Genomic DNA, 18,958 nt, shown 5'->3' with positions numbered 1-18,958 from the left:
GTGATCCAGTTGCCGACCCAAGCGCTGCCGACCACCGACCGTGCTACACGCCCGGTGGCCGAGGCGCGTTCGCAGGACTCGCGCCGCGACGGCGGCGACACTGCTGCTGTGGCGGGATTCCGTGCGCAGCCGCCGGCGCAGTCGAATGCCGGCGAGCGAACCATCAGCGTGCAGTCGTTCCTCGCCCAGTTCGATACCGCGCAGGCCGAGGAGCCGGTTCAGCAAGCCGAGGCTGCGCTGCCGCCGGAGGCGTTGCCCGTCGATACCCGCGACGACGATACGCAGGGCCGGGCAAGCGAAGAAGCATCACCCTCCGGCGCGGAAAACTGGCTCGCCGGCATGCTTGGCCAGGCTGGGCTGGTGGTGCAGGCGCGGGATAACCCGGCGGTCCGGACCCACGCCCAGGTGGCCGGTTTCGCCACCCAGGCCGTGGATGGCCAGGCGCAGCCGGCGCCCGCCGCAGTGAAGCCCGAAGACGTGCTGCTGCCGCCCGCCGACCTGCCCGAAGAGCCGGCCGTACCCACGCAGCCGGCACCGCGCGAGGCGACCCAGAGCCAGGCGCAGACGTTGCTGCAACAGCACCTGGCTGCTGCCGCACAGACCCCGGACTCCGCCGTACCGACGTTGCCCGGCGGCGCGCTCGACGCGCGTCTTCCGGTGACCGACAGCAGCACGCCCGCCTCGTCTACTGCACCGGCGTCGCCGCTGTTCGACAAGCCGCTGCACCTCAAGGGCAGCAACGAGGCCCACTGGGGCGAGCAGATGGTCAGCGCCCTGCGCGACAACGTCGAGCTGCAACTCGGCCAGCGCGTGCAGAACGCCACGATCCGCCTTGATCCGCCGGAGCTGGGCGCCATGGAAATCCTCGTGCGCCATGAGGCCGGGCAGCTCAACGTGCAGATTTCCGCGTCCAACGGCGACGTCGTGCGCCTGCTGCAGAACACCAGTGAGCGCCTGCGCCAGGAACTGGTCGGGCAGAACTTCCTGCAGGTCAACGTGCAGGTTTCGTCCGATTCGCAGTCCGGCCAGCAGGGCCAGCAGAACCGCCAGCGCTTTGCCGAAGAACCGCTCACGGTCGCCGCCAACCCGCGTGATGCGCAGGTGGGCGAGCGCTCCGCGCCGCGTGGCGACAGCGACGTACTGATTACCGTGTAGGCCGCCCGCGGCCCGCACCCCCACAGGATTTTTCGAGAAACCCCATGTCCACGCCGCGTCTCGTTCTACTGATGCTCATCGTGAATATCGCCGTCGTGCTGGGCGGCGTGTTCGTCAATTACAAGATGATCAAGTCCGCCAGCCTCGCCCCGGCCGCCGCCGCTTCCGACAAGGAGGCAGCCAAGGAAGATGCAACGGAGGAGGAGCAGGAGAGCGCCGAATACCTCTTCGTGCCGGTGGAGAAGATCATCGTCAGCTCCCGCGGCGAAGACCGCGAGCACTACTTCGTGATCGACCTGGTGCTGCAGGCCAGGGCCGAGCAGGAGCGCAAGAAGCTGGAGAGCGTCGCGCCCATGGTGCGCAGCTCGGTGGTCGCCAACCTGACGCCGGAGAAGTTCGAAGTGCTGCGCGCCATGCCCATCGGCGAGGTGCAGACGCGCCTGGAGAAGGCGGTGATCGACGACTTCGCCGCGCGCAAGGTGGTGGTGCCCTTCGAGCACGTGCTGCTCAGCAAGATGATCGTCCAGTAGGCCGCCATGCACGCCCTTCGCGATCCTGCTCACGGCTATGCCAGTGGCGTCGGCGGCTACGACAGCCCCGAGGGCGGCCATGCGCGCCTGTCGCCGGCGGCCGAGCAGCGCTGGATGATGCAGTACCTGCCACTGGTGCGGCGCATCGTCAGCCAGCTGTCGCTGCAGGCCAACCAGGTGCTGGACCGCGAGGACATGGAGCAGATCGGCCTGATGGGCCTGCTCGAAGGCCTGCGTCGCTACGGCGAGCCGGACGAGCAGTTCGGCCGCTTCGCCGCGCTGCGCATCCGCGGCGCCATTCTCGACGAACTGCGCCGCCAGGACTGGCGCCCCCGGCAGGTGCGGCAGCAGGCGCACAAGGTGCGCGATGCGATCCGCGCGCTGGCGCGCCAACTCGGCCGCGTGCCGAGCGACGAGGAAGTGCTCGCCGCCACCGGCCTCGACGAGGCGGGCTACCAGGATTACCTGCGCGCCGAGTCCTCCGAGGCCATCGAGAGCTTCGACGCGTTGCTGCAGAGCGGCCACGACGGCGTGCAGGCCAGCGGCGATGCGCTGGAAGAGCGCGTGCTCAAGGAACGCCTGCTGGCCCAGGCGCTGGAGCGCCTGAATGAGCGCGAGCGGCTGATCCTCAACCTGTATTACCAGCACGAACTGAACCTCAAGGAAATCGCCCTGGTGCTGGAGCTGACCGATGCGCGCATCTGCCAGCTGATGAAGCAGGCGATCGGCAAGTGCAGCCGTTTCCTCAACACCCCCGACACTCCCTGAAGAATCCCAAACCATGCAGAAAATCATCGGCGCCCTGATCATCATCGCCTGCGTGCTCGGCGGCTACGCCATGGCCCACGGCGAATTGCGCGCGCTCTGGCAGCCGGCGGAGATGATCATCATCCTCGGCGCGGGCCTGGGCACCCTGGTCGTCGCCAACCCCCGCGAAGTGCTGCTGGAGATGTGCTCGCAGATCAAGGGCGTGTTCGTCTTCAAGCGCCGCGGCGAGGAATTCCAGCGCCAGCTGCTGATGCTGCTTTACGAGCTGCTGGAGATGGTCGACGTCGGCGGCCTGAAGGTGCTCGATGCGCACATCGAGGAGCCGGACCAGAGCGAGCTGTTCGCCCGCTACCCGCTGATCCTCCAGGAAAAGAACCTGATGGCGTTCATCGCCGACAACTTCCGCCTGATGGCCATGGGCAAGATCAGCGCCCACGAGCTGGAAGGTTTCCTCGAACAGGAACTGGACGCCATGGAGCACGCCCTGCTGCAGCCGTCCAAGTCGCTGCACAAGGTCGGCGAGGCGATGCCCGGCTTCGGCATTCTCGCGGCGATCCTGGGGATCATCATCACCATGGGCAACATCGGCGGCTCGGTGGCCGAGATCGGCGCCCACGTGGCCGCCGCGCTGGTGGGCACGTTCTTCGGCATCTTCGTCTGCTACTGCCTGATGGACCCGCTGTCCAACGCCATGGCGCAGCGGGTGAAGACCGAGCTCTCGGCGCTTGAATGCGTGCGCACCACCCTGGTCGCCCACGTCGCCGGCAAGCCCACGCTGCTGGCGGTGGACGCCGGCCGCAAGCTGATCGAGCAGGACGTCAAGCCGGCCTTCAAGCAGCTGGAGACCTGGGTCACCCGCTTCGAGGAAGAGCGGGACGCAGCATGAAGAAACGTGCCGACAAGCACAGCGAAGTCATCATCAAGCGCCGCAGCAAGAAGGGCCACGATGACGAGCACGGCGGCGCCTGGAAGGTCGCCTTCGCCGACTTCACCCTGGCGATGATGGCGCTGTTCATGGTGCTGTGGATCGTTCACCCGCAGACCGAGCCGCAACCGGTGGCGGTGGGCGACCAGGATGCCAACCCGGTGGTGGATGGCGGCGCCGGCGTGTTCGATGGCGCCAGCCGCACGCCCGTCGAGCTCGACGGCATGCCGCAACCGATCAAGACGCCGGAGAAGCCGGCGCCGCAACTCGCCCAGGACGTCGGCAAGCAGGGCAAGGCCGGCGAGCAGGCGAAGGACGCCAGCACGCAGCAGGACGGCCGCCAGTACGACAGCAACGAGGACCTGCGCGAGCTGGCCGAGCTGATCCGCGAGGTGTCCGGCAAGGTCGATGCGCTGGCCAACATCGAGGTGACGGTGGTGCCGCCGGGGCTGCGCATCCTGATCAAGGACGACCAGCAGCGTTTCATGTTCGCCCGTGGCCAGGCGACCCTCGATCCGCATTTCCAGACGCTGCTCGGCGCGCTGTCCGGCGTGCTGTCCAAGGTGCAGAACAAGTTGATCCTCAGCGGCCACACCGATGCGGTGCAGTACCGCCGGCCCGATGGCTACAACAACTGGAACCTCTCCGGCGACCGCGCCTTGCGCGCGCGCAACGTGATGGTCGACAGCGGCCTGCCTGCCGCGCATGTGCTGCAGGTGGCGGCCCAGGCCGACGTCATGCCGCTACGTCCGGAGGACCCGGAGAGCGGCGCCAACCGGCGCATCGAGATCCTCCTGCTGACCCACAGGGCGGAGAGCCTCTACCGGGAAATCTTCGGCGAGAGTTATGCACAGGTGCATTACTCGGCCTCCGGCGCGAAGCTGGTCGAGCCGCAGCCAGCGCAACCGGAGAAGACCGAGGCGCCGGCTTCGGCGGCCGTCGAGGCGTCGACACCCGCGGCAGCGGCCAAGCCGGCGTTGCGGTTGTGAGCGGGTCAGCGATCGCGCGGGTGGCGCGGACAGAACACTTGGCGCGTTTCCACGCCGTAGAGGCATTCGCCCAGGGGTTCGAGGGTGATGCGTGCGCCGCGCTGGCGCCCGTAGAGCAGGTTGAAGATCAGTTCGCTGTCCAGGCCGCTGTCGGCCTGCAGGTTGCTGATGCTGTTCTCTTCCACCTGCAACTGGTAGCGCCCGCCCAGGTCGCTGCCGACGTTGCCCGAGACCTCGAGGATGTTGGCGTCCTGCTGGATCATCGAGTAGAAGCGCCCTTCGTGGAACATGGTGGTCTGGGCGATTTCCAGCACCTTGCCGCTGCCCAGCAGCACCTGCCCGGAGGACGCGTAGCGACCGTCGATAGCCGAGGTGCTGCGCGCGTGCTTCCACAGCATGCCCAGCGCCAGCGCCAGGCAGGCGACGCCGAACAGCGAGATCACCAGGCAGCGGCGCGCCACGCCGGCCTGGCGGCGTAGGTTCAGTTCAGGCACTTGCGCAACTGCTCCTGGGGAATCCGGGCGACCTGGCTCTCGTGGATCAGCAACCAGTTGGAGTGGCCTTCGGGTTGCACGCAGACCAGTTCGTAGAAGCCCGAGGTCATGTGCAGCATGAGGCCGATGGGGCGGGTGGCGAGGTCGGCCAGTTGGTGCGCCAGCGGCCGGGTGTTGCGGATCAGGCGTTGCAGGTCCTGTTCGTTGTCTTCGACGTAGGTGATCTGCAGCGAGCCCAGGTTCTGTTCGGTGGTGAGGACCGGGCTGCGCAACTGGGTGTAGTAGAAGGCGCCGGAGAGGACCAGCAGGCCGAGGATGCAGAGGCTGGCTGCGGCGAATTTCAGGCGCCGCAGATTCGGCGTTCGCGGCGCGGCTGCGGGGCTCTGCAGTGGAATCACTTCCGGCGTGGCATCGACCACTTCTGCTTCCACTTCCGACTCGCTCGCCTGGCCCACCAGATACTGCGGGTTGAACATGTAGCCGCGGCGCGGCAGCGTCTGGATGATCTGCCGCTGCTTCTCGTCCGCCAGCACCTGACGCAGGGTGTAGATCTGCTGGTTGAGGCTGCCCTGGCCGACGACGCGGTCGGACCAGGCGTGGGTCAGCAGCTCGTCGCGTGCGACCACATCTCCGGGGCTTTGCAACAGGCGTTCGAGTACCCGGCTGCCGGAGAAACCCAGGTCGATCCGCTCCACCTGGCCGTCACGGTCGAGGTCGAGTTGATAGAGCGCGGGATAGAACTGCGCGATGCAATCGGAACGGCCAGTCCGGAGCTTCAGGCAGGCGATCGGCCGTCCGTCCGGTAGCGGTGAAATGAGTGTGTTCATCGAGCCCTTGCCAGCCGCGCCCTTGACGGTCGCGGGGAAACTCCATTTGTCCATGGAGGCAGAGGCATTATTTTGACGTCAGAAAAATGTGGGTGCAAGTTCTGAATTTTGCACACTCGTGCTTGCAATTTTCACACGAGTCTCGAAACCGCTGGCGCAGGCGGGTTGCGCCGCGACCGCACGTCGTAACACCGCTTGTCAGCGTACCCGCAGACAGCAGAACGCCCCGCCGAGGCGGAGCGCTGCAGAATCAGGGCGCGCGAGGCGGGGGCCTCGCGCTTGCCGGGCCTTAGCCCAGCAGGCCCATGATCATGCTGGGCATCTGGCCAGCTTGCTTGAGCATGGAGATGCCGGACTGCATGAGCATGGAGTTCTTGCTCATGTTGGCGCTTTCGACGGCGAAGTCGGCGTCCATGATGCGGCCCTTGGACAGGTCGGTGTTGTCCTTCATGTTGGCCAGGTTGTTGGAGGTGTGCTGCAGGCGGTTGATGTTTGCACCGAACTGCGCGCGCAGGGTGCCGATGGCGTCCAGGGCTTTGCCGGCGTTGTCGATGGCGGTGTTGGCGTCGGTGATGGTTTCCAGCTCGGTGCCGGCAGCCGGGGAGGCGCCGAACTGCTTGGTCAGTGCGGTGAAGGCATCGGTCACGCCCTTGAGCTGGGTGCTGACATCGACGTCCAGAGTCTCGGCCTTGTCGGCACCGATCTGGAAGGTTACGCCGCCTGCGGTGGAGCCGAACTTGCCGGCAGCCGCGTCGACGCTGAACAGGGCGTCACCGGCGAACTTGGTGTTGGAGATGATGTTGGTCAGCTCCTTGCCCAGTTCGTTGAACTCGGCGGACAGCGCCTTGCCGTCGTCGGTGGAGTTGGTGCCGTTCGCCGCCTGGGTAGCCAGGTCCTTCATGCGCTGGGTGATGTCGGTCAGCTCGCTGAACGCGCCGTCGGCGGTCTGCATCAGGGAGATGGCGTCGCTGGTGTTGCGCATGGCCACGTCCATGCCGCGGGACTGGGCGTTCAGGCGGGTGGCGATCTGCAGGCCGGCGGCGTCGTCGGCAGCGGAGTTGATCCGCAGGCCGGTACCCAGGCGCTGCTGGTTGGTGGCCAGCAGGCTGTTGGTCTTGCCCAGGTTGGTCTGGGTGATCAGGGAGGAATAGTTGGTTTGAATCGACAAGGCCATGGTGGACTTCCTGTATGAGCTGAATGAAGCCGGCGTTGTGCCTGCTGAAGGGGTAAGGCGACAGCTCGCGGGGAAGGATTAAGGGTGTTGGAAAATTTTTTGGCGCGGGGATTCCGACGCTACCGGCAGTCACGCCGCCGACATCGTCGTACACGGTCATGTGTCCTTTTGCCAGGGATCGATCATCTATCTTGTTGAGACATGTCTGACAGCCCCGACGCCGAGGTGCAGCTAAGCTCCCCAGGTCCACAAGGCTGTGGATAGTTCGTGTGAACCGCTCAGTGCGAACCCCGAGAAAGGAACCTCATGATCTCCGTCTACCAGCTCAAGTCCCGTTTCCAGAACCTGCTTCGCCCCCAGGTCACCCGTCTCCACGAGCGCGGCGTCACCGCCAACCAGGTGACGCTGGCCGCCTGCGGCCTGTCGCTGCTGGTGGCGCTCAGCGTCGCGCTGCTCGCCAGCCACGCCTGGATATTCCTGCTGATCCCCCTGTGGATGTTCCTGCGCATGGCGCTCAACGCCATGGACGGCATGCTCGCCCGCGAATTCGGCCAGCAGTCGAAGCTGGGCGCCTACCTCAACGAACTGACCGACGTGATCGCCGACAGCGCGCTGTACCTGCCGTTCGCCCTGCTGCCGGGCGTGACCCCGGCGCTGGTGGTGCTGGTGGTGCTGCTGGCGATGATCAGCGAATACGCCGGGGTGCTGGGCGTGATGGTCGGCGCCTCGCGGCGTTATGACGGGCCGATGGGCAAGAGCGACCGCGCACTGTGCTTCGGCGTCTTCGGTGCAGGCGTGGCCAGTGGACTGCTGCCGCTGTCCTGGCTCGACCCGCTGCTGGTGCTGCTGGCGCTGCTGCTGGTGCTGACTATCGTCAACCGGGTGCGCCAGGGGCTGGCTGAACAGAAGGAACAACAGGCCGGCTGAACAAGGGCCTGCCGTGTCAGGAAGGGGACAGGACTGTCCCGCAAGCCATCGAAACAGAGGAAGTTATGCGCGAGTCTTCGAATCACCATTTCATCACCCACGACGGCGTCGAGCTGTTCTATCGCCACTGGCCGGCGGTGCCCGCCAACGATGAGCCGCGCCGCGCGGTCGTGCTGTTCCACCGGGGCCACGAACACTCCGGCCGCATCGGCCACCTGGCCGACGAGCTCGACCTGCCCGGCTTCGATGTTTTCGCCTGGGACGCCCGCGGCCACGGCCAGTCGCCCGGTGCGCGCGGTGACAGCCCGAGCTTCGGCACCAGCGTGCGCGACGTGCAGACCTTCGTCGAGCACATCGCTGCCACCCACGGCATCGCCATCAGCGACATGGCGGTGGTCGCGCAGAGTGTCGGCGCGGTGCTCGCGTCCACCTGGGTCCACGACTACGCCCCGCCGATCCGCAGCCTGGTGCTCGCTTCGCCGGCGTTCAAGGTCAAGCTCTACGTGCCTTTCGCCCGGCCGGGCCTGAAGCTGGCAAGGGCGTGGCGCGGCAACTTCTTCGTCAACAGCTACGTGAAGGCGAAATTCCTCACCCACGATCCCGAGCGGATCGCCTCCTATGACAGCGACCCGCTGATCGCCAAGGCGATCTCGGTGAACGTGCTGCTGGGCCTCTACGAAGCGGCTGATCGGGTGGTCGCCGACGCCCAGGCGATCCAGGTGCCAACCCAGCTGCTGATCTCCGGTTCGGACTTCGTGGTGCACCGCAAGCCGCAGCAACGTTTCTTCGACAACCTCGGCACGGCGCGCAAGGAACTGCACATCCTGCCCGGCTTCTTCCATGACACCCTCGGCGAGCTGAACCGCGAGCAGGCGGTGACCCGTGCCCGGCGCTTCATTCTCGAATGCTTTGCCCGCGCGCCGGAGCGCCCGGACCTGCGCGACGCCGATCGCTTCGGCTACACCTGCGCCGAAGCAGAAGCCCTGGCGACCCCACTGCCCAGCTGGTCGATCCGCGACCTCTACTGGCGCGCGACCCGCGCCAACATGCGCCTCGGCCGGTTGCTGTCGGACGGCATCAACCTCGGTTTCCAGACCGGCTTCGATTCCGGCAGCACGCTGGATTACGTCTACCGCAACCAGCCCGCCGGCGCGGGGCCCGTGGGGCGGATGATCGACCGCACCTACCTGGAGTCCGCCGGCTGGCGCGGCATCCGCCAGCGCAAGGTGCACATCGAGGAACTGCTGCGCCTGGCCATGGCCAGCCTGCGCGAGCAGGGCCGCGAGGTGCGCATCCTCGATATCGCCGCGGGCCACGGACGCTACATTCTCGAAGCGCTGCAGGGCGTCGAGCCGCTGCCGGAAAGCGTGCTGCTGCGCGACTACAGCGAACTGAACGTGCGCGAAGGCTCTGCGCTGATCGAGCGCCTGGGGTTGAAGGAGCATGCGCGCTTCGTCCAGGGCGATGCCTTCGATGGCGCTGACCTGGCCGCTGTAGAGCCGAAACCGAGCCTGGCGGTGGTGTCCGGTCTCTACGAGCTGTTCGCCGACAACGCCATGGTCAGCGGCTCGCTGGCAGGCCTCGGCGCAGCGGTGGAAGAGGGCGGCTACCTGATCTACACCGGCCAGCCCTGGCACCCGCAGCTGGAGCTGATCGCCCGCGCCCTGACCAGCCACCGCGCCGGGCAGGCCTGGGTGATGCGCCGCCGCACGCAACTGGAGATGGACCAACTGGTCGAGGCGGCGGGCTTCCGCAAGCTGGCCCAGCGCATCGACGAGGACGGCATCTTCACCGTGTCGCTGGCGCGCCGGGAGCTCCGTTGATGGGTGCAGCGATGCCGCCGCGCGACCCCGGCGTGTTTCGCCGGGCGGTGATCTGGCTGCTGTGCCTCGCGCCGTTCTTCTTCGCCAGCTACGGCTTCGCCAACTGGGTGACGGGGCAGCGCGAGACGGTCGGCGTGCTGGTGTTCGACTGGGAACGCGGCATGCCGCTGTGGCCATGGACGATCATTCCGTACTGGTCGATCGACCTGCTCTACGGCTTGTCCTTCCTGCTGCCACGCACCCGCCGCGAACTGGACAGCCACGGCTTGCGGCTGCTCACGGCGCAGGTGATCGCGGTCAGCTGTTTCCTGCTGTTCCCGCTGCGCTTCAGCTTCGAGCGCCCGGCGCTGGACGGCCTGTTCGGCTGGCTGTTCGATGTGCTGATGGGCTTCGACAAGCCGTTCAACCAGGCGCCCTCGCTGCATATCGCGTTGCTGGTGGTGCTCTGGGCGGCCTACGGGCGCTACGCCAGCGGAGTCTGGCGCTGGCTGCTGCATGGCTGGTTCGCGCTCATCGGGCTGTCGGTACTGACCACCTGGCAGCACCACTTCATCGATGTGCCGACGGGTGCCCTGGCCGGTTTCTTCTGCCTCTGGCTGTGGCCGCGGGAAGGGCGTTCGCCGCTGGCCGCCTGGACGCTGAGCAGCGATCCGCGACGACTTCGACTAGCCGTCTTCTACGCCATCGGCGCGGCGCTTGGCGGGATGCTGGCCCTGAGCGGAGGTGGCATCTGGCTCTGGTTGTGCTGGCCGGCGGTATCGCTGGCGCTGGTTGCGCTGTGCTACCTGGGCATCGGCGCGGAGGGCTACCAGAAGCGCGCGGAGGGCCGCCACTCGCTGGCTGTCTGTTGGCTGCTGGCGCCTTATCGGCTGGCCGCCTGGATCAATTCCCGCGCCTGGACACGCCAGCACCCGCAGCCCGATGAGGTACTGCCCGGGCTCTGGCTGGGCCGCCTGCCCGGCGCGGCGGAGCGCAAGGCGCGGCCCGAGCTGGGAGTGCTCGACCTGTGCGCGGAGCTTCCCTGCACTGCGCATGACGATCGTTACGCGAGCCTGCCGTTGCTCGACCTGATTGCGCCCAGCGTCGATCAGTGTCGACTGGGCGCCGCCTTGATCGACGAACTTCGCGCGCGTGGCCCGTTGCTGGTCTGCTGCGCCCTGGGTTATTCGCGCAGTGCGACGGTCCTGGCCGCGTGGCTGCTGTTATCCGGCCAGGCGGCCACGGTCGAGGACGCGGTGGCGCAGATTCGCCGCGCGCGTCCACGCATCGTGCTCAAGGCCGAACAACTGGCGGTGCTGGCGCAGGTCGCCGGTCAGCCGCAACTATCACGGGAGGTGAGTCATGTCGGTTGATCCGGGCCTGATCCTGGTGGCCAGCCTGCTGCGCCGCGGCAGCAGTCTCAATGGGTTGTCTTCGGCGCTGACGGTGCTCGCACTGGCGCTGGGCTTCTACGGCGCGCTGATGGCCAGCGCCACGCTGGCGTTCAGCCTGAGCATGGCGCTGCTGGTGCTGCTCGGCCTGGTGCAGAAGTTCTACGCCATGCGTGTGGCGCTGGACGCCGATCTGTTCGAGGCCATGGCCAACGCCGGAGAGGCGCTGCCGGAGAAAACCCGGCAACTGGACGACGCCCTGGCCACCCATGTCGGTGTGCCCGCGGAAATGTCCGGCCGCACCTGGAGCGAGCGCAGCCGTGGCGCACTGAAACTCCTGCGTCGGCAGGTGATGCTGTGTGCGGTGCAGTGGCTGGTTGCGCTGCTGTGCCTGATCGCCCTGACTTTCCAATCCTGAGGAACGCCCCCGCAATGCTGGAACGACTGTTCGCCTACGCCATCATCGCCGGTGCCCGCGCGGTGACCGGCCTGCGCAGCCTGTGGATCGGCACCACGCCGATCCCGGCGCAGCGCATCTACTACGCCAACCACAGCAGCCACGGCGACTTCGTGCTGCTCTGGGCCTCGCTGCCGCCCGAACTGCGCGCGCGTACGCGCCCGGTCGCCGGGATGGACTACTGGGGCAAGGGCGGCCTGCGTGGCTTCATCATCAACCGCGTGTTCCACGGCGTGCTGATCGACCGCACGCGCGGCGCAGAAGGCGGCAATCCGCTGGAGCCGGTGGAGCAGGCACTGGCCGACGGCGACTCGCTGATCCTCTTTCCCGAGGGCACGCGCAACCTCGACGAGGAGGTGCGCCTGTTGCCCTTCAAGAGCGGCATCTATCACCTGTCCAAGGCGCATCCGCAGGTCGAGCTGGTGCCGGTATGGCTGGACAACCTCAGCCGCGTGATGCCCAAGGGCCGCGCACTGCCGTTGCCGCTGCTGTGTACCCTGAGCTTCGGTGCGCCGCTGGCGGTGCAGGAGGGCGAGGCCAAGGAAGCCTTCCTCGAACGCGCCCGCGAGGCGCTGCTGAAACTCGCCGCGCCGGAGGGTCGCTGAGATGAACCAGACCTGGCTGCTGTTCGCCGGTATCGGCGGCATCCTCGTTCTCGCCTCGCTGGTCGGCGCGGTGCTGCGCTGGCGCGCGCCGGCGGGACCGCACGCGGTGATCGACAACCTCAACGCGCGGATCAATGCCTGGTGGGTGATGGTCGCGGTGATCGGCTGCGCCTTCGCCCTCGGTTACTGGGCGGTGATCCTGCTGTTCTATGGCGTGTCGTTCTACGCCCTGCGCGAGTTCCTCACGCTGATGCCGACCCGGCGCAGCGACTACCCGGCGCTGGTCGCGGCCTTCTACTTCGTGCTGCCGATGCAGTACCTGCTGATCGGCATCCAGTGGTACGGACTGTTCTCCATCTTCATTCCGGTCTACGTGTTCCTGCTGCTGCCGATCCTCGCTTCGCTGGGCGGCGACTCCAAGCACTTCCTCGAACGCGCCTCGAAGGTGCAGTGGGCGCTGATGCTGGCGGTGTTCTGCATCTCCTACGTGCCGGCGCTGCTGACCCTGAACATCGAGGGTTACGAGGGCCGCAACCTGCTGCTGATCGCCTTCCTGGTGATCGTCGTGCAGTTGTCGGACGTGCTGCAGTACGTCTGCGGCAAGCTCTTCGGCAAGCGCAAGATCGCCCCCAACCTGTCGCCGTCCAAGACCCTGGAAGGCTTCGTCGGAGGCGTGGCGCTGGCCACGCTGATCGGTGGCGCGCTGTGGTGGATCACCCCGTTCGCCTTCTGGCAGGCGTTGCTGATCGCGCTGATGATCAACATCCTCGGCTTCTTCGGCGGGCTGGTGATGTCGGCGATCAAGCGCGACCGCGGGGTGAAGGACTGGGGGCACATGATCGAAGGCCACGGCGGCATGCTCGACCGCCTGGATTCGGTGTGCTTCGCCGCGCCGGTGTTCTTCCACTTCGTGCGGTATTGGTGGACCTGAGGCGGGTATTACCTTCGTAGGACCGTAGGACGCATAACCTGGAACAGGTTATCCGCCAGCGACTCTGCGGGGATAACGCTGGCGCGTTATGCGCCCTACGGTCTGCCGTGCGGTTAGCCACCGTCACGCAGGGCTCATCCAACGTAAAACGGTCCGCGGCACTCAGAAGATGCTACTCACCTCTCCCGAGGCCAGCACCTTCGCGTCGATGACCTTCTGGCTGCGCAGGTTCTTCACCCGGATCACCTCGTCCTGCTTGCCGTTGGCCAGCGCCTCGCCGGCGGCGCTGGCCTGGATGCCGTCCTGGCTGGCGACGATCTTCACCTGCTGGCCGCGGCGCACCAGCAGCGCGCCGTCGAGCAGCGCCGGGCTCAGCGGCTGGTCGGCGCGGATGCGCCGGCGAGCGGTCTTGCCGGCGACCTCATCGATGCGGGTGAAGTAGCCCCGCGCGCTCTTGCCGATCTCCAGCGGTGCCAGTTTCAGCTGCCCCGGCTCCAGCGTCTGGCCGCGCTCGATCTCGCCGCTGGCGACCACGGCCGGCAGGAACACCGCGGGCTGGCTGGTGAAGTAGAGCGGCCAGCCGGGCTGCCCCGCGCAATCGGCCTCCAGCCGGCGCCGGGCGGTGGCCGAGGCGGGTGCTTCGCTCTCGCGCAATTGCGGCTCGCTCGGGCAGGCCGGCAGCTTGGCCAGGCTGTTGGGCAGGTTGTTGGCGACCCTGAAGGTCATGCCGTTCCAGCCCTGTTTTTTCGCTTCGCTCTTCAGTTCGCTGGCGATCAGTCGCTGTGCGGCGGCGTCGAGTTGCGCGCGGGCATCCTGCGCTTGCGCAAGAGCGGGAAGGAGGACGAGGAAGCAGGCGGAAAGCGCTTTTCCGCATCCCCCGCTGTGGCGCGCGAAAAGCGGAAACGACGCGTTGCGCCCGCGTTTTTGGGTTTCAATAAACGCCTTGTAAATCAACGACATGAAGCGACCTTCAGGGGTCGGCATGCTTTGTGCTGAATGGCCACGCACGCCGAACGATGAGAATGGGTTGCGGGAATGAGTATACGGTTTGACGAGACCCTGGGTCTCCACGAGAGAGCCCTCTCGCTGCACATGCAGCGCAGCGAAATCCTGGCCTCCAACCTGGCCAACGAAGACACCCCCGGCTTCAAGGCGCGGGACATCGATTTCGCCGCCGAGATGCAGCGCCAGGGCAATTCGTCGGCAGTGCTGGCCAGCGCAGGCCCGCAATCGATGGAGCTGAAGTACCGCATTCCCAACCAGCCTTCCCAGGACGGCAACAGCGTCGAACTGGCCACAGAGCAGGCGGAATTCTCGCGCAACGCGATGGATTTCCAGACCAGCCTGACCTTCCTGACCATGAAATTTCGCGGCCTCAAGCAGGCCATCGAGGGACGCTGACGCCATGGCATTCGATTCCATCTACCGCATCGCCGGCTCGTCGATGAACGCGCAGACCGTGCGCCTGAACACCGTGGCCAGCAACCTGGCCAACGCCGACTCCGCGGCCGCCAGGCCCGACGACGTGTACCAGGCGCGCAAGCCGATGTTCGCCGCCGTCTACGACAACGACCAGCTCACCCGCAGCGCCGGCATGGGCGGCGCCCACGTGCAGGTGCTCGACGTGGTCACCTCCGGCCGCGCCCCGCAGCGCCGCTACGAGCCGGGCAGCCCGCTGGCCGACGCCACCGGCTACGTCTACTACCCCGACGTCAACGAGATCGAAGAGATGACCGACATGATGTCCGCCACCCGCAGCTTCGAGACCGGTGTGGAAGTGCTCAACCGGGTGAAGAGCATGCAGTCCAGCCTGCTGAAACTGGGAGACGCCTGATGAGCTCGGTGAACAACGACACCAGCGGTACCAGCACCAACGGCACGTCGTCCGGCACGCCCAAGCAGGCGGTGAATCTCGGCGAGATGGGCGACATGGAGAACAGCTTCATCACCCTGCTGGTCGCTCAGGTGCAGTACCAGGACCCGACCAAGCCGGTGGACAGCACCGAGTTCATCAACCAGTACTCGGCCATGGCGCAGGTGAAGAGCATGCAGAACATGACCACCCTGCAGCAGAACAACCTGGTGCTGATGGACAACCTGCAGACCCTCACCGCCGCCGGCCTGGTCGGCCAGGAAGTGAAGGTCAGCGCCGACAGCCTGCAACTGGACGGCGACAAGGTCAGCGGGCAGATCAACCTGGAACACGCCTCGGCCACCACCGTGCTGCAACTCACCGATGCCAACGGCGTGCGCACCGACATCACCCTCGGCCCGCAGGAGCCGGGCGCCGTGCCTTTCACCGTGGACCCCGAAGCGCTCGGCCTGAAGCCGGGCAAGTACAGCCTCGCAGTGAAGACCGAGAGCGGCGAGACGCCGGGCATCGAAGTGTCCGGGTTGGTCCATAACGTCCGCGTCAGCGCCGACGGCCCGGTCCTGGAAGTCGCGGGCGCCGGTTCCGTGCCCTTCTACAAGATCGTCGAATTCAGTCAGGGCCAGGCCGCCTGAGCGCCTGTTCCCCCCACTTAGGATGAGCTAACGCCATGAGCTTCAACATCGCCCTGACCGGCCTGAACGCGGTGACCCAGCAGCTGGACACCATCAGCAACAACATCGCCAACTCCGGCACCGTCGGCTTCAAGTCCTCGCGCACCGAGTTCGGCAGCGTCTACGCCGACACCAAGGGCATGGGCGTGGAAGTCACCGGCACCACCCAGAGCATCAGCCAGGGCGGCTCGCTGGTGTCGACCAACCGCAACCTCGACCTGGCCATTTCCGGCGGCGGCTTCTTCGTCGTCAAGAGCGGCAACGGCGACACCCAGTACACCCGCGCCGGAGTGTTCAGCCAGGACAATGCCAACTACCTGATCAACGCCACCGGCCAGCGCCTGCAGGGCTACCCGACCGACGCGGCCGGCAACCTGCTGGTGGGCACCGTGTCCGACCTGCAGGTGAAGACCGCCAACCTGCCGGCCAAGGCCACCGACAGGCTGGAGTTCGTCGCCAACCTCGACTCCAACGAGAAGGTGCCGACCGTCGCGCCGTTCGACCCGCAGAACGTGGCGACCTACAACTCCACCTACACCAGCAAGATCTACGACTCCCAGGGCAAGGAACACACCCTGACCCAGTACTTCGTGCTGACCGGCAGCAACACCTGGAACGCGCATTACGCAGTGGATGGCAATGCCGTGGGCGCCACCCAGTCGCTGACCTTCGCCCCGGACGGCTCGCTGTCCGCGCCGATCGCCGCGGTGCCGGTGAGCTTCAACCTGCCGGGCGTCAACCCGATGAACATCGCCCTCGACTACACCGGCACCAGCCAGTACGGCTCGGACTTCGTCGTCACCACCAACCGCACCACCGGCTACGCGGCCGGCGAGCAGACCGGCATCGCGGTGGAGAACGACGGCAAGGTCTACGTCAACTACAGCAACGGCCAGCGCATGCTGCAGGGCCAGGTCGCGTTGGCCAACTTCGTCAACAGCGGCGGCCTGCAGAACCAGAGCGGCACCGCCTGGACCGAGACCTCCGCCTCCGGCGCCCCGCTGATCGGCGTGCCCGGCATCGGCCAGTTCGGCTCGCTCTCGGCCGGCAACCTGGAAGGCTCCAACGTCGACATCACCCAGCAACTGGTGGGCCTGATGGAAGGCCAGCGCAACTACCAGGCGAACACCAAGGTGATGACCACCGACAAGGAACTCACCCAAGTGCTGTTCTCGGCCATCTAAGGAAATCCCATGGATCGTCTCGGCTACACCGCGATGACGGCGGCCAGCCGCAGCATGTCTGCGCTGGACATCCGCGCCAACAACCTGGCCAACGTCAACACCCCCGGCTTCCGTGCCGACCTGGAGCACGCCACCGCCGTGGACGTGAGCGGCGCCGGCTACGACAGCCGCCACCTGGCGCGCATCGAGAGCAGCGGCGTCGACATGAGCGCCGGGACCCTGATGGCCACCGGGCGTGACCTCGACGTCGCCATCCAGGGTCAGGGCCTGCTCGCCGTGCAGAGCGGCAACGGCGAGGCGTACACGCGCCAGGGCAACCTGGAGATCGACGCCGACCGCCAGCTGATGATCAACGGCCGCGCCGTGCTCGGCGAGGGCGGCCCGATCACCCTGCCGGAGTACGACGCCATCGCCATCGGCAGCGACGGCACCATCTCGGTGATGCCGCGCGGCGATTTCATGATGACCGACGTCGACCGCCTCAAATTGGTGGACGCACCGGCCGCGTCGCTGGTGAAGAACGCCCAGGGCCTGCTGGTCAGCAAGGACGGCCAGAACGTCGCCGCCAGCGACGACGTGCGCCTGGTCTCCGGGCACCTGGAGCAGAGCAACGTCTCGGCCATCGACCAGCTGGTGGGCACCATGAGCCTGAACCGGCGGTTCGAGACCCAGGTGAAGATGATGAAGGCCGCCTCGGATCTCGCCGAGGCCGGCGACCGCATGATCCGTGGCGGCTAACGCGCGGCGCGCAGACAGGAGTACAACATGAGTTCGGCACTTTGGGTCAGTAAGACCGGCCTGGCGGCACAGGACACCGCGATGTCCACCGTGGCCAACAACCTGGCCAACGTCAACACCGTCGGCTTCAAGAGCGACCGCGCGGTGTTCGAGGACCTGTTCTACCAGGTGCAGCTGCAACCCGGCGCCCAGGCTGACCAGGTCAACACCGTGCCGTCCGGCATCCAGCTGGGCAGCGGCGTGCGCGTCGTCGGCACGCAGAAGGTGTTCACCGAAGGCAGCATGCAGACCACCGGGCAACCGATGGACCTGGCCATCGTCGGCAGCGGCTTCTTCCAGGTCGAGGCGCCCAACGGCGACACCTACTACACCGAGAACGGCCAGCTGCAGCTGAACAACGAAGGCATGGTGGTCAACGCCCAGGGCCTGCCGCTGACGCCGAACATCGAAGTGCCGGCCGGCGCCAGCCGCTTCACCGTCGGCAGCGACGGCATCGTCACCGCCATCCTCCCCGGCGAGACGCTGCCCACCGAGCTGGGCCAGATCACCCTCGTCAGCTTCACCAACCCGGCCGGTCTGGAAGCCCTCGGTGGCAACCTCTACAAGGAAACCGCCGCCAGCGGCGAGCCGCAGGAAGGCACGCCGGGCGAGGAGGGGCTGGGCACGCTCAAGCAGGGCGTACTGGAAGGCTCCAACGTGCAGGTGGTGGAAGCGATGGTGAACATGATCGCCATCCAGCGCGCCTACGAGGCCAACGCCAAGGTGCTCGACGCCGCGTCGGGCATGCAGCAGTTCCTCAACCAGACGGTCTGACCATGACGCGCCTTGCCCTGCTGCTCGCCCTGGCGCTGCTCGCCGGCTGCCAGAGCTTCAACGAGATGCTGCCGGACGAGGATTCCTCGCTCTACCAGCCGCCGGAGCTGGACTACAGCCTGCCGCCCACCACCAGCGGCGGGCTGTTCCGCTCCGGCTACGGCGGCTCGCTGCTGCGCGACAAGCGCGCCATCGGCGTCGGCGACATCGTCACCGTGGTACTCAGCGAGTCCACCCAGTCGAGCAAGAGCGCGGGCACCAGCTTCGGCAAGAAATCCAGCCTGGACGTGCCGGTGCCGACCATCCTGACCAAGGAGTACGGCGGCCTGGAAACCTCCGCCACGGCCAACCGCGATTTCAATGGCTCGGCGAAAAGCTCGCAGCAGAACACCCTCACCGGCTCCATCGCGGTGACCGTGCACAAGGTGCTGCCCGGCGGCGTGCTGCTGGTGAAGGGCGAGAAATCGCTGCGCCTGAACCAGGGCGACGAGTTCATCCGCCTCACCGGCCTGGTGCGCCTGGACGACATCAACCGCGCCAACCAGGTGTCTTCGCAGAACGTCGCCAACGCCAAGATTTCCTACGCCGGGCGCGGCGTGCTCAACGACAGCAACTCGGCCGGCTGGCTGACGCGCTTCTTCACCCATCCGCTGTTCCCGATGTAAGCAGGCGAGCACTCCATGCGTAGAAATCTTTCCCGCCTG

At 66.7% G+C, this 18,958-nt stretch carries 22 protein-coding genes; 18 read left to right on the top strand and 4 right to left on the bottom strand.

What is annotated here, in order from left to right; all coding sequences use genetic code 11:
- From PNI01S_RS13400 to PNI01S_RS13380, 5 genes are read left to right on the top strand one after another with little or no spacing between them, the layout of a single operon-like run.
- Window positions 1-1,155 carry a flagellar hook-length control protein FliK gene (locus PNI01S_RS13400; protein WP_084358412.1) on the top strand — a complete coding sequence of 385 codons (1,155 nt, stop codon included), beginning with the start codon at window positions 1-3 and terminating at the stop codon, window positions 1,153-1,155.
- Window positions 1,156-1,199: 44 nt separating this feature from the next.
- Complete coding sequence (locus PNI01S_RS13395) at window positions 1,200-1,685, top strand: flagellar basal body-associated FliL family protein (protein ID WP_024766286.1); 486 nt, start codon at window positions 1,200-1,202, stop codon at window positions 1,683-1,685.
- Window positions 1,686-1,691: 6 nt separating this feature from the next.
- Window positions 1,692-2,453 (top strand): FliA/WhiG family RNA polymerase sigma factor, encoded by a 762-nt coding sequence (locus tag PNI01S_RS13390; protein ID WP_024766287.1) that lies wholly within the window; start codon window positions 1,692-1,694, stop codon window positions 2,451-2,453.
- A gap of 13 nt (window positions 2,454-2,466) precedes the next feature.
- Entirely contained in the window at window positions 2,467-3,339 is an 873-nt protein-coding gene (gene motA / locus PNI01S_RS13385; protein WP_024766288.1) for a flagellar motor stator protein MotA, read from the top strand.
- Entirely contained in the window at window positions 3,336-4,367 is a 1,032-nt protein-coding gene (locus PNI01S_RS13380) for an OmpA family protein (protein WP_084358411.1), read from the top strand. The genes motA and PNI01S_RS13380 overlap by 4 nt, the downstream gene beginning before the upstream one ends.
- A gap of 5 nt (window positions 4,368-4,372) precedes the next feature.
- Here PNI01S_RS13380 and PNI01S_RS13375 read toward each other — a convergent pair whose 3' ends face one another.
- The 3 genes from PNI01S_RS13375 to lafA all read right to left on the bottom strand — a co-directional run bounded on the left by PNI01S_RS13375 (window position 4,373) and on the right by lafA (window position 6,862).
- Window positions 4,373-4,861 carry a hypothetical protein gene (locus PNI01S_RS13375; protein WP_089285788.1) on the bottom strand — a complete coding sequence of 163 codons (489 nt, stop codon included), beginning with the start codon at window positions 4,859-4,861 and terminating at the stop codon, window positions 4,373-4,375.
- Window positions 4,849-5,688, bottom strand: coding sequence for a transcriptional regulator (locus tag PNI01S_RS13370; protein WP_038803755.1), 840 nt, complete (start codon window positions 5,686-5,688; stop codon window positions 4,849-4,851). The genes PNI01S_RS13375 and PNI01S_RS13370 overlap by 13 nt, the downstream gene beginning before the upstream one ends.
- Before the next feature lie 289 nt (window positions 5,689-5,977).
- Entirely contained in the window at window positions 5,978-6,862 is an 885-nt protein-coding gene (gene lafA / locus PNI01S_RS13365; protein ID WP_084358409.1) for a lateral flagellin LafA, read from the bottom strand.
- Between the two features lie 306 nt (window positions 6,863-7,168).
- On the opposite strand from lafA, the gene PNI01S_RS13360 reads away from it, so the two are divergent.
- From PNI01S_RS13360 to PNI01S_RS13335, 6 genes are all read left to right on the top strand, one after another.
- Complete coding sequence (locus PNI01S_RS13360) at window positions 7,169-7,789, top strand: CDP-alcohol phosphatidyltransferase family protein (protein ID WP_037017143.1); 621 nt, start codon at window positions 7,169-7,171, stop codon at window positions 7,787-7,789.
- A gap of 65 nt (window positions 7,790-7,854) precedes the next feature.
- Window positions 7,855-9,612 (top strand): bifunctional alpha/beta hydrolase/class I SAM-dependent methyltransferase, encoded by a 1,758-nt coding sequence (locus PNI01S_RS13355; protein ID WP_084358408.1) that lies wholly within the window; start codon window positions 7,855-7,857, stop codon window positions 9,610-9,612.
- An 11-nt stretch (window positions 9,613-9,623) separates the two neighbouring features.
- Entirely contained in the window at window positions 9,624-10,964 is a 1,341-nt protein-coding gene (locus PNI01S_RS13350) for a phosphatase PAP2/dual specificity phosphatase family protein (protein ID WP_024766294.1), read from the top strand.
- On the top strand, window positions 10,954-11,400 hold the full coding sequence (locus PNI01S_RS13345) for a hypothetical protein (RefSeq protein ID WP_024766295.1): 447 nt from the start codon (window positions 10,954-10,956) through the stop codon (window positions 11,398-11,400). The genes PNI01S_RS13350 and PNI01S_RS13345 overlap by 11 nt, the downstream gene beginning before the upstream one ends.
- Before the next feature lie 14 nt (window positions 11,401-11,414).
- Complete coding sequence (locus tag PNI01S_RS13340) at window positions 11,415-12,044, top strand: lysophospholipid acyltransferase family protein (RefSeq protein ID WP_084358407.1); 630 nt, start codon at window positions 11,415-11,417, stop codon at window positions 12,042-12,044.
- Between the two features lies 1 nt (window position 12,045).
- Window positions 12,046-12,975, top strand: coding sequence for a phosphatidate cytidylyltransferase (locus PNI01S_RS13335; RefSeq protein WP_024766297.1), 930 nt, complete (start codon window positions 12,046-12,048; stop codon window positions 12,973-12,975).
- A gap of 162 nt (window positions 12,976-13,137) precedes the next feature.
- On the opposite strand, the gene flgA is transcribed toward PNI01S_RS13335, so the two are convergent.
- The gene (flgA, locus tag PNI01S_RS28645; RefSeq protein WP_256576629.1) at window positions 13,138-13,701 is read right to left on the bottom strand and encodes a flagellar basal body P-ring formation chaperone FlgA; all 564 of its coding nucleotides are present in this window, start codon (window positions 13,699-13,701) and stop codon (window positions 13,138-13,140) included.
- A gap of 309 nt (window positions 13,702-14,010) precedes the next feature.
- Here flgA and flgB point away from each other — a divergent pair, with 309 nt between their 5' ends.
- The 7 genes from flgB to flgH are packed head-to-tail and all read left to right on the top strand — an operon-like array spanning window position 14,011 to window position 18,919.
- A complete protein-coding gene (gene flgB / locus PNI01S_RS13325; protein ID WP_024766300.1) occupies window positions 14,011-14,376 on the top strand; it encodes a flagellar basal body rod protein FlgB in 366 nt (121 codons plus the stop codon).
- 4 nt (window positions 14,377-14,380) lie between these two features.
- Complete coding sequence (gene flgC / locus PNI01S_RS13320) at window positions 14,381-14,809, top strand: flagellar basal body rod protein FlgC (protein ID WP_024766301.1); 429 nt, start codon at window positions 14,381-14,383, stop codon at window positions 14,807-14,809.
- Complete coding sequence (locus tag PNI01S_RS13315; protein ID WP_084358406.1) at window positions 14,809-15,480, top strand: flagellar hook capping FlgD N-terminal domain-containing protein; 672 nt, start codon at window positions 14,809-14,811, stop codon at window positions 15,478-15,480. The genes flgC and PNI01S_RS13315 overlap by 1 nt, the downstream gene beginning before the upstream one ends.
- Before the next feature lie 35 nt (window positions 15,481-15,515).
- Window positions 15,516-16,703, top strand: coding sequence for a flagellar hook protein FlgE (gene flgE / locus PNI01S_RS13310; RefSeq protein WP_084358405.1), 1,188 nt, complete (start codon window positions 15,516-15,518; stop codon window positions 16,701-16,703).
- A gap of 9 nt (window positions 16,704-16,712) precedes the next feature.
- Window positions 16,713-17,441: a flagellar basal body rod protein FlgF gene (locus tag PNI01S_RS13305; protein WP_024766304.1), complete on the top strand. Its 729-nt coding sequence runs from the start codon at window positions 16,713-16,715 to the stop codon at window positions 17,439-17,441.
- A 27-nt stretch (window positions 17,442-17,468) separates the two neighbouring features.
- Window positions 17,469-18,254, top strand: coding sequence for a flagellar basal-body rod protein FlgG (gene flgG / locus PNI01S_RS13300; protein ID WP_024766305.1), 786 nt, complete (start codon window positions 17,469-17,471; stop codon window positions 18,252-18,254).
- 2 nt (window positions 18,255-18,256) lie between these two features.
- The gene (gene flgH, locus PNI01S_RS13295; protein ID WP_037016153.1) at window positions 18,257-18,919 is read left to right on the top strand and encodes a flagellar basal body L-ring protein FlgH; all 663 of its coding nucleotides are present in this window, start codon (window positions 18,257-18,259) and stop codon (window positions 18,917-18,919) included.
- Window positions 18,920-18,958: the final 39 nt, after the last annotated feature.

It is taken from the genome of Pseudomonas nitroreducens NBRC 12694, from assembly GCF_002091755.1.
Taxonomy (GTDB): Bacteria; Pseudomonadota; Gammaproteobacteria; order Pseudomonadales; family Pseudomonadaceae; genus Pseudomonas; species Pseudomonas nitroreducens.
The sequence above is the reverse complement of the archived record's forward strand: the minus strand, read 5'-3'. Positions and strand labels throughout refer to the sequence as shown.

What these genes read in the sequence shown, in the direction of transcription:
- PNI01S_RS13395 (WP_024766286.1), top strand. Translation starts at nt 1,200, where the DNA reads ATGTCCACGCCGCGTCTCGTTCTACTGATGCTCATCGTGAATATCGCC.
- PNI01S_RS13390 (WP_024766287.1), top strand. Translation starts at nt 1,692, where the DNA reads ATGCACGCCCTTCGCGATCCTGCTCACGGCTATGCCAGTGGCGTCGGC.
- motA (WP_024766288.1), top strand. Translation starts at nt 2,467, where the DNA reads ATGCAGAAAATCATCGGCGCCCTGATCATCATCGCCTGCGTGCTCGGC.
- PNI01S_RS13380 (WP_084358411.1), top strand. Translation starts at nt 3,336, where the DNA reads ATGAAGAAACGTGCCGACAAGCACAGCGAAGTCATCATCAAGCGCCGC.
- PNI01S_RS13370 (WP_038803755.1), bottom strand. Translation starts at nt 5,688, where the DNA reads ATGAACACACTCATTTCACCGCTACCGGACGGACGGCCGATCGCCTGC.
- lafA (WP_084358409.1), bottom strand. Translation starts at nt 6,862, where the DNA reads ATGGCCTTGTCGATTCAAACCAACTATTCCTCCCTGATCACCCAGACC.
- PNI01S_RS13360 (WP_037017143.1), top strand. Translation starts at nt 7,169, where the DNA reads ATGATCTCCGTCTACCAGCTCAAGTCCCGTTTCCAGAACCTGCTTCGC.
- PNI01S_RS13355 (WP_084358408.1), top strand. Translation starts at nt 7,855, where the DNA reads ATGCGCGAGTCTTCGAATCACCATTTCATCACCCACGACGGCGTCGAG.
- PNI01S_RS13350 (WP_024766294.1), top strand. Translation starts at nt 9,624, where the DNA reads ATGCCGCCGCGCGACCCCGGCGTGTTTCGCCGGGCGGTGATCTGGCTG.
- PNI01S_RS13345 (WP_024766295.1), top strand. Translation starts at nt 10,954, where the DNA reads ATGTCGGTTGATCCGGGCCTGATCCTGGTGGCCAGCCTGCTGCGCCGC.
- PNI01S_RS13340 (WP_084358407.1), top strand. Translation starts at nt 11,415, where the DNA reads ATGCTGGAACGACTGTTCGCCTACGCCATCATCGCCGGTGCCCGCGCG.
- PNI01S_RS13335 (WP_024766297.1), top strand. Translation starts at nt 12,046, where the DNA reads ATGAACCAGACCTGGCTGCTGTTCGCCGGTATCGGCGGCATCCTCGTT.
- flgA (WP_256576629.1), bottom strand. Translation starts at nt 13,701, where the DNA reads ATGACCTTCAGGGTCGCCAACAACCTGCCCAACAGCCTGGCCAAGCTG.
- flgB (WP_024766300.1), top strand. Translation starts at nt 14,011, where the DNA reads ATGAGTATACGGTTTGACGAGACCCTGGGTCTCCACGAGAGAGCCCTC.
- flgC (WP_024766301.1), top strand. Translation starts at nt 14,381, where the DNA reads ATGGCATTCGATTCCATCTACCGCATCGCCGGCTCGTCGATGAACGCG.
- PNI01S_RS13315 (WP_084358406.1), top strand. Translation starts at nt 14,809, where the DNA reads ATGAGCTCGGTGAACAACGACACCAGCGGTACCAGCACCAACGGCACG.
- flgE (WP_084358405.1), top strand. Translation starts at nt 15,516, where the DNA reads ATGAGCTTCAACATCGCCCTGACCGGCCTGAACGCGGTGACCCAGCAG.
- PNI01S_RS13305 (WP_024766304.1), top strand. Translation starts at nt 16,713, where the DNA reads ATGGATCGTCTCGGCTACACCGCGATGACGGCGGCCAGCCGCAGCATG.
- flgG (WP_024766305.1), top strand. Translation starts at nt 17,469, where the DNA reads ATGAGTTCGGCACTTTGGGTCAGTAAGACCGGCCTGGCGGCACAGGAC.
- flgH (WP_037016153.1), top strand. Translation starts at nt 18,257, where the DNA reads ATGACGCGCCTTGCCCTGCTGCTCGCCCTGGCGCTGCTCGCCGGCTGC.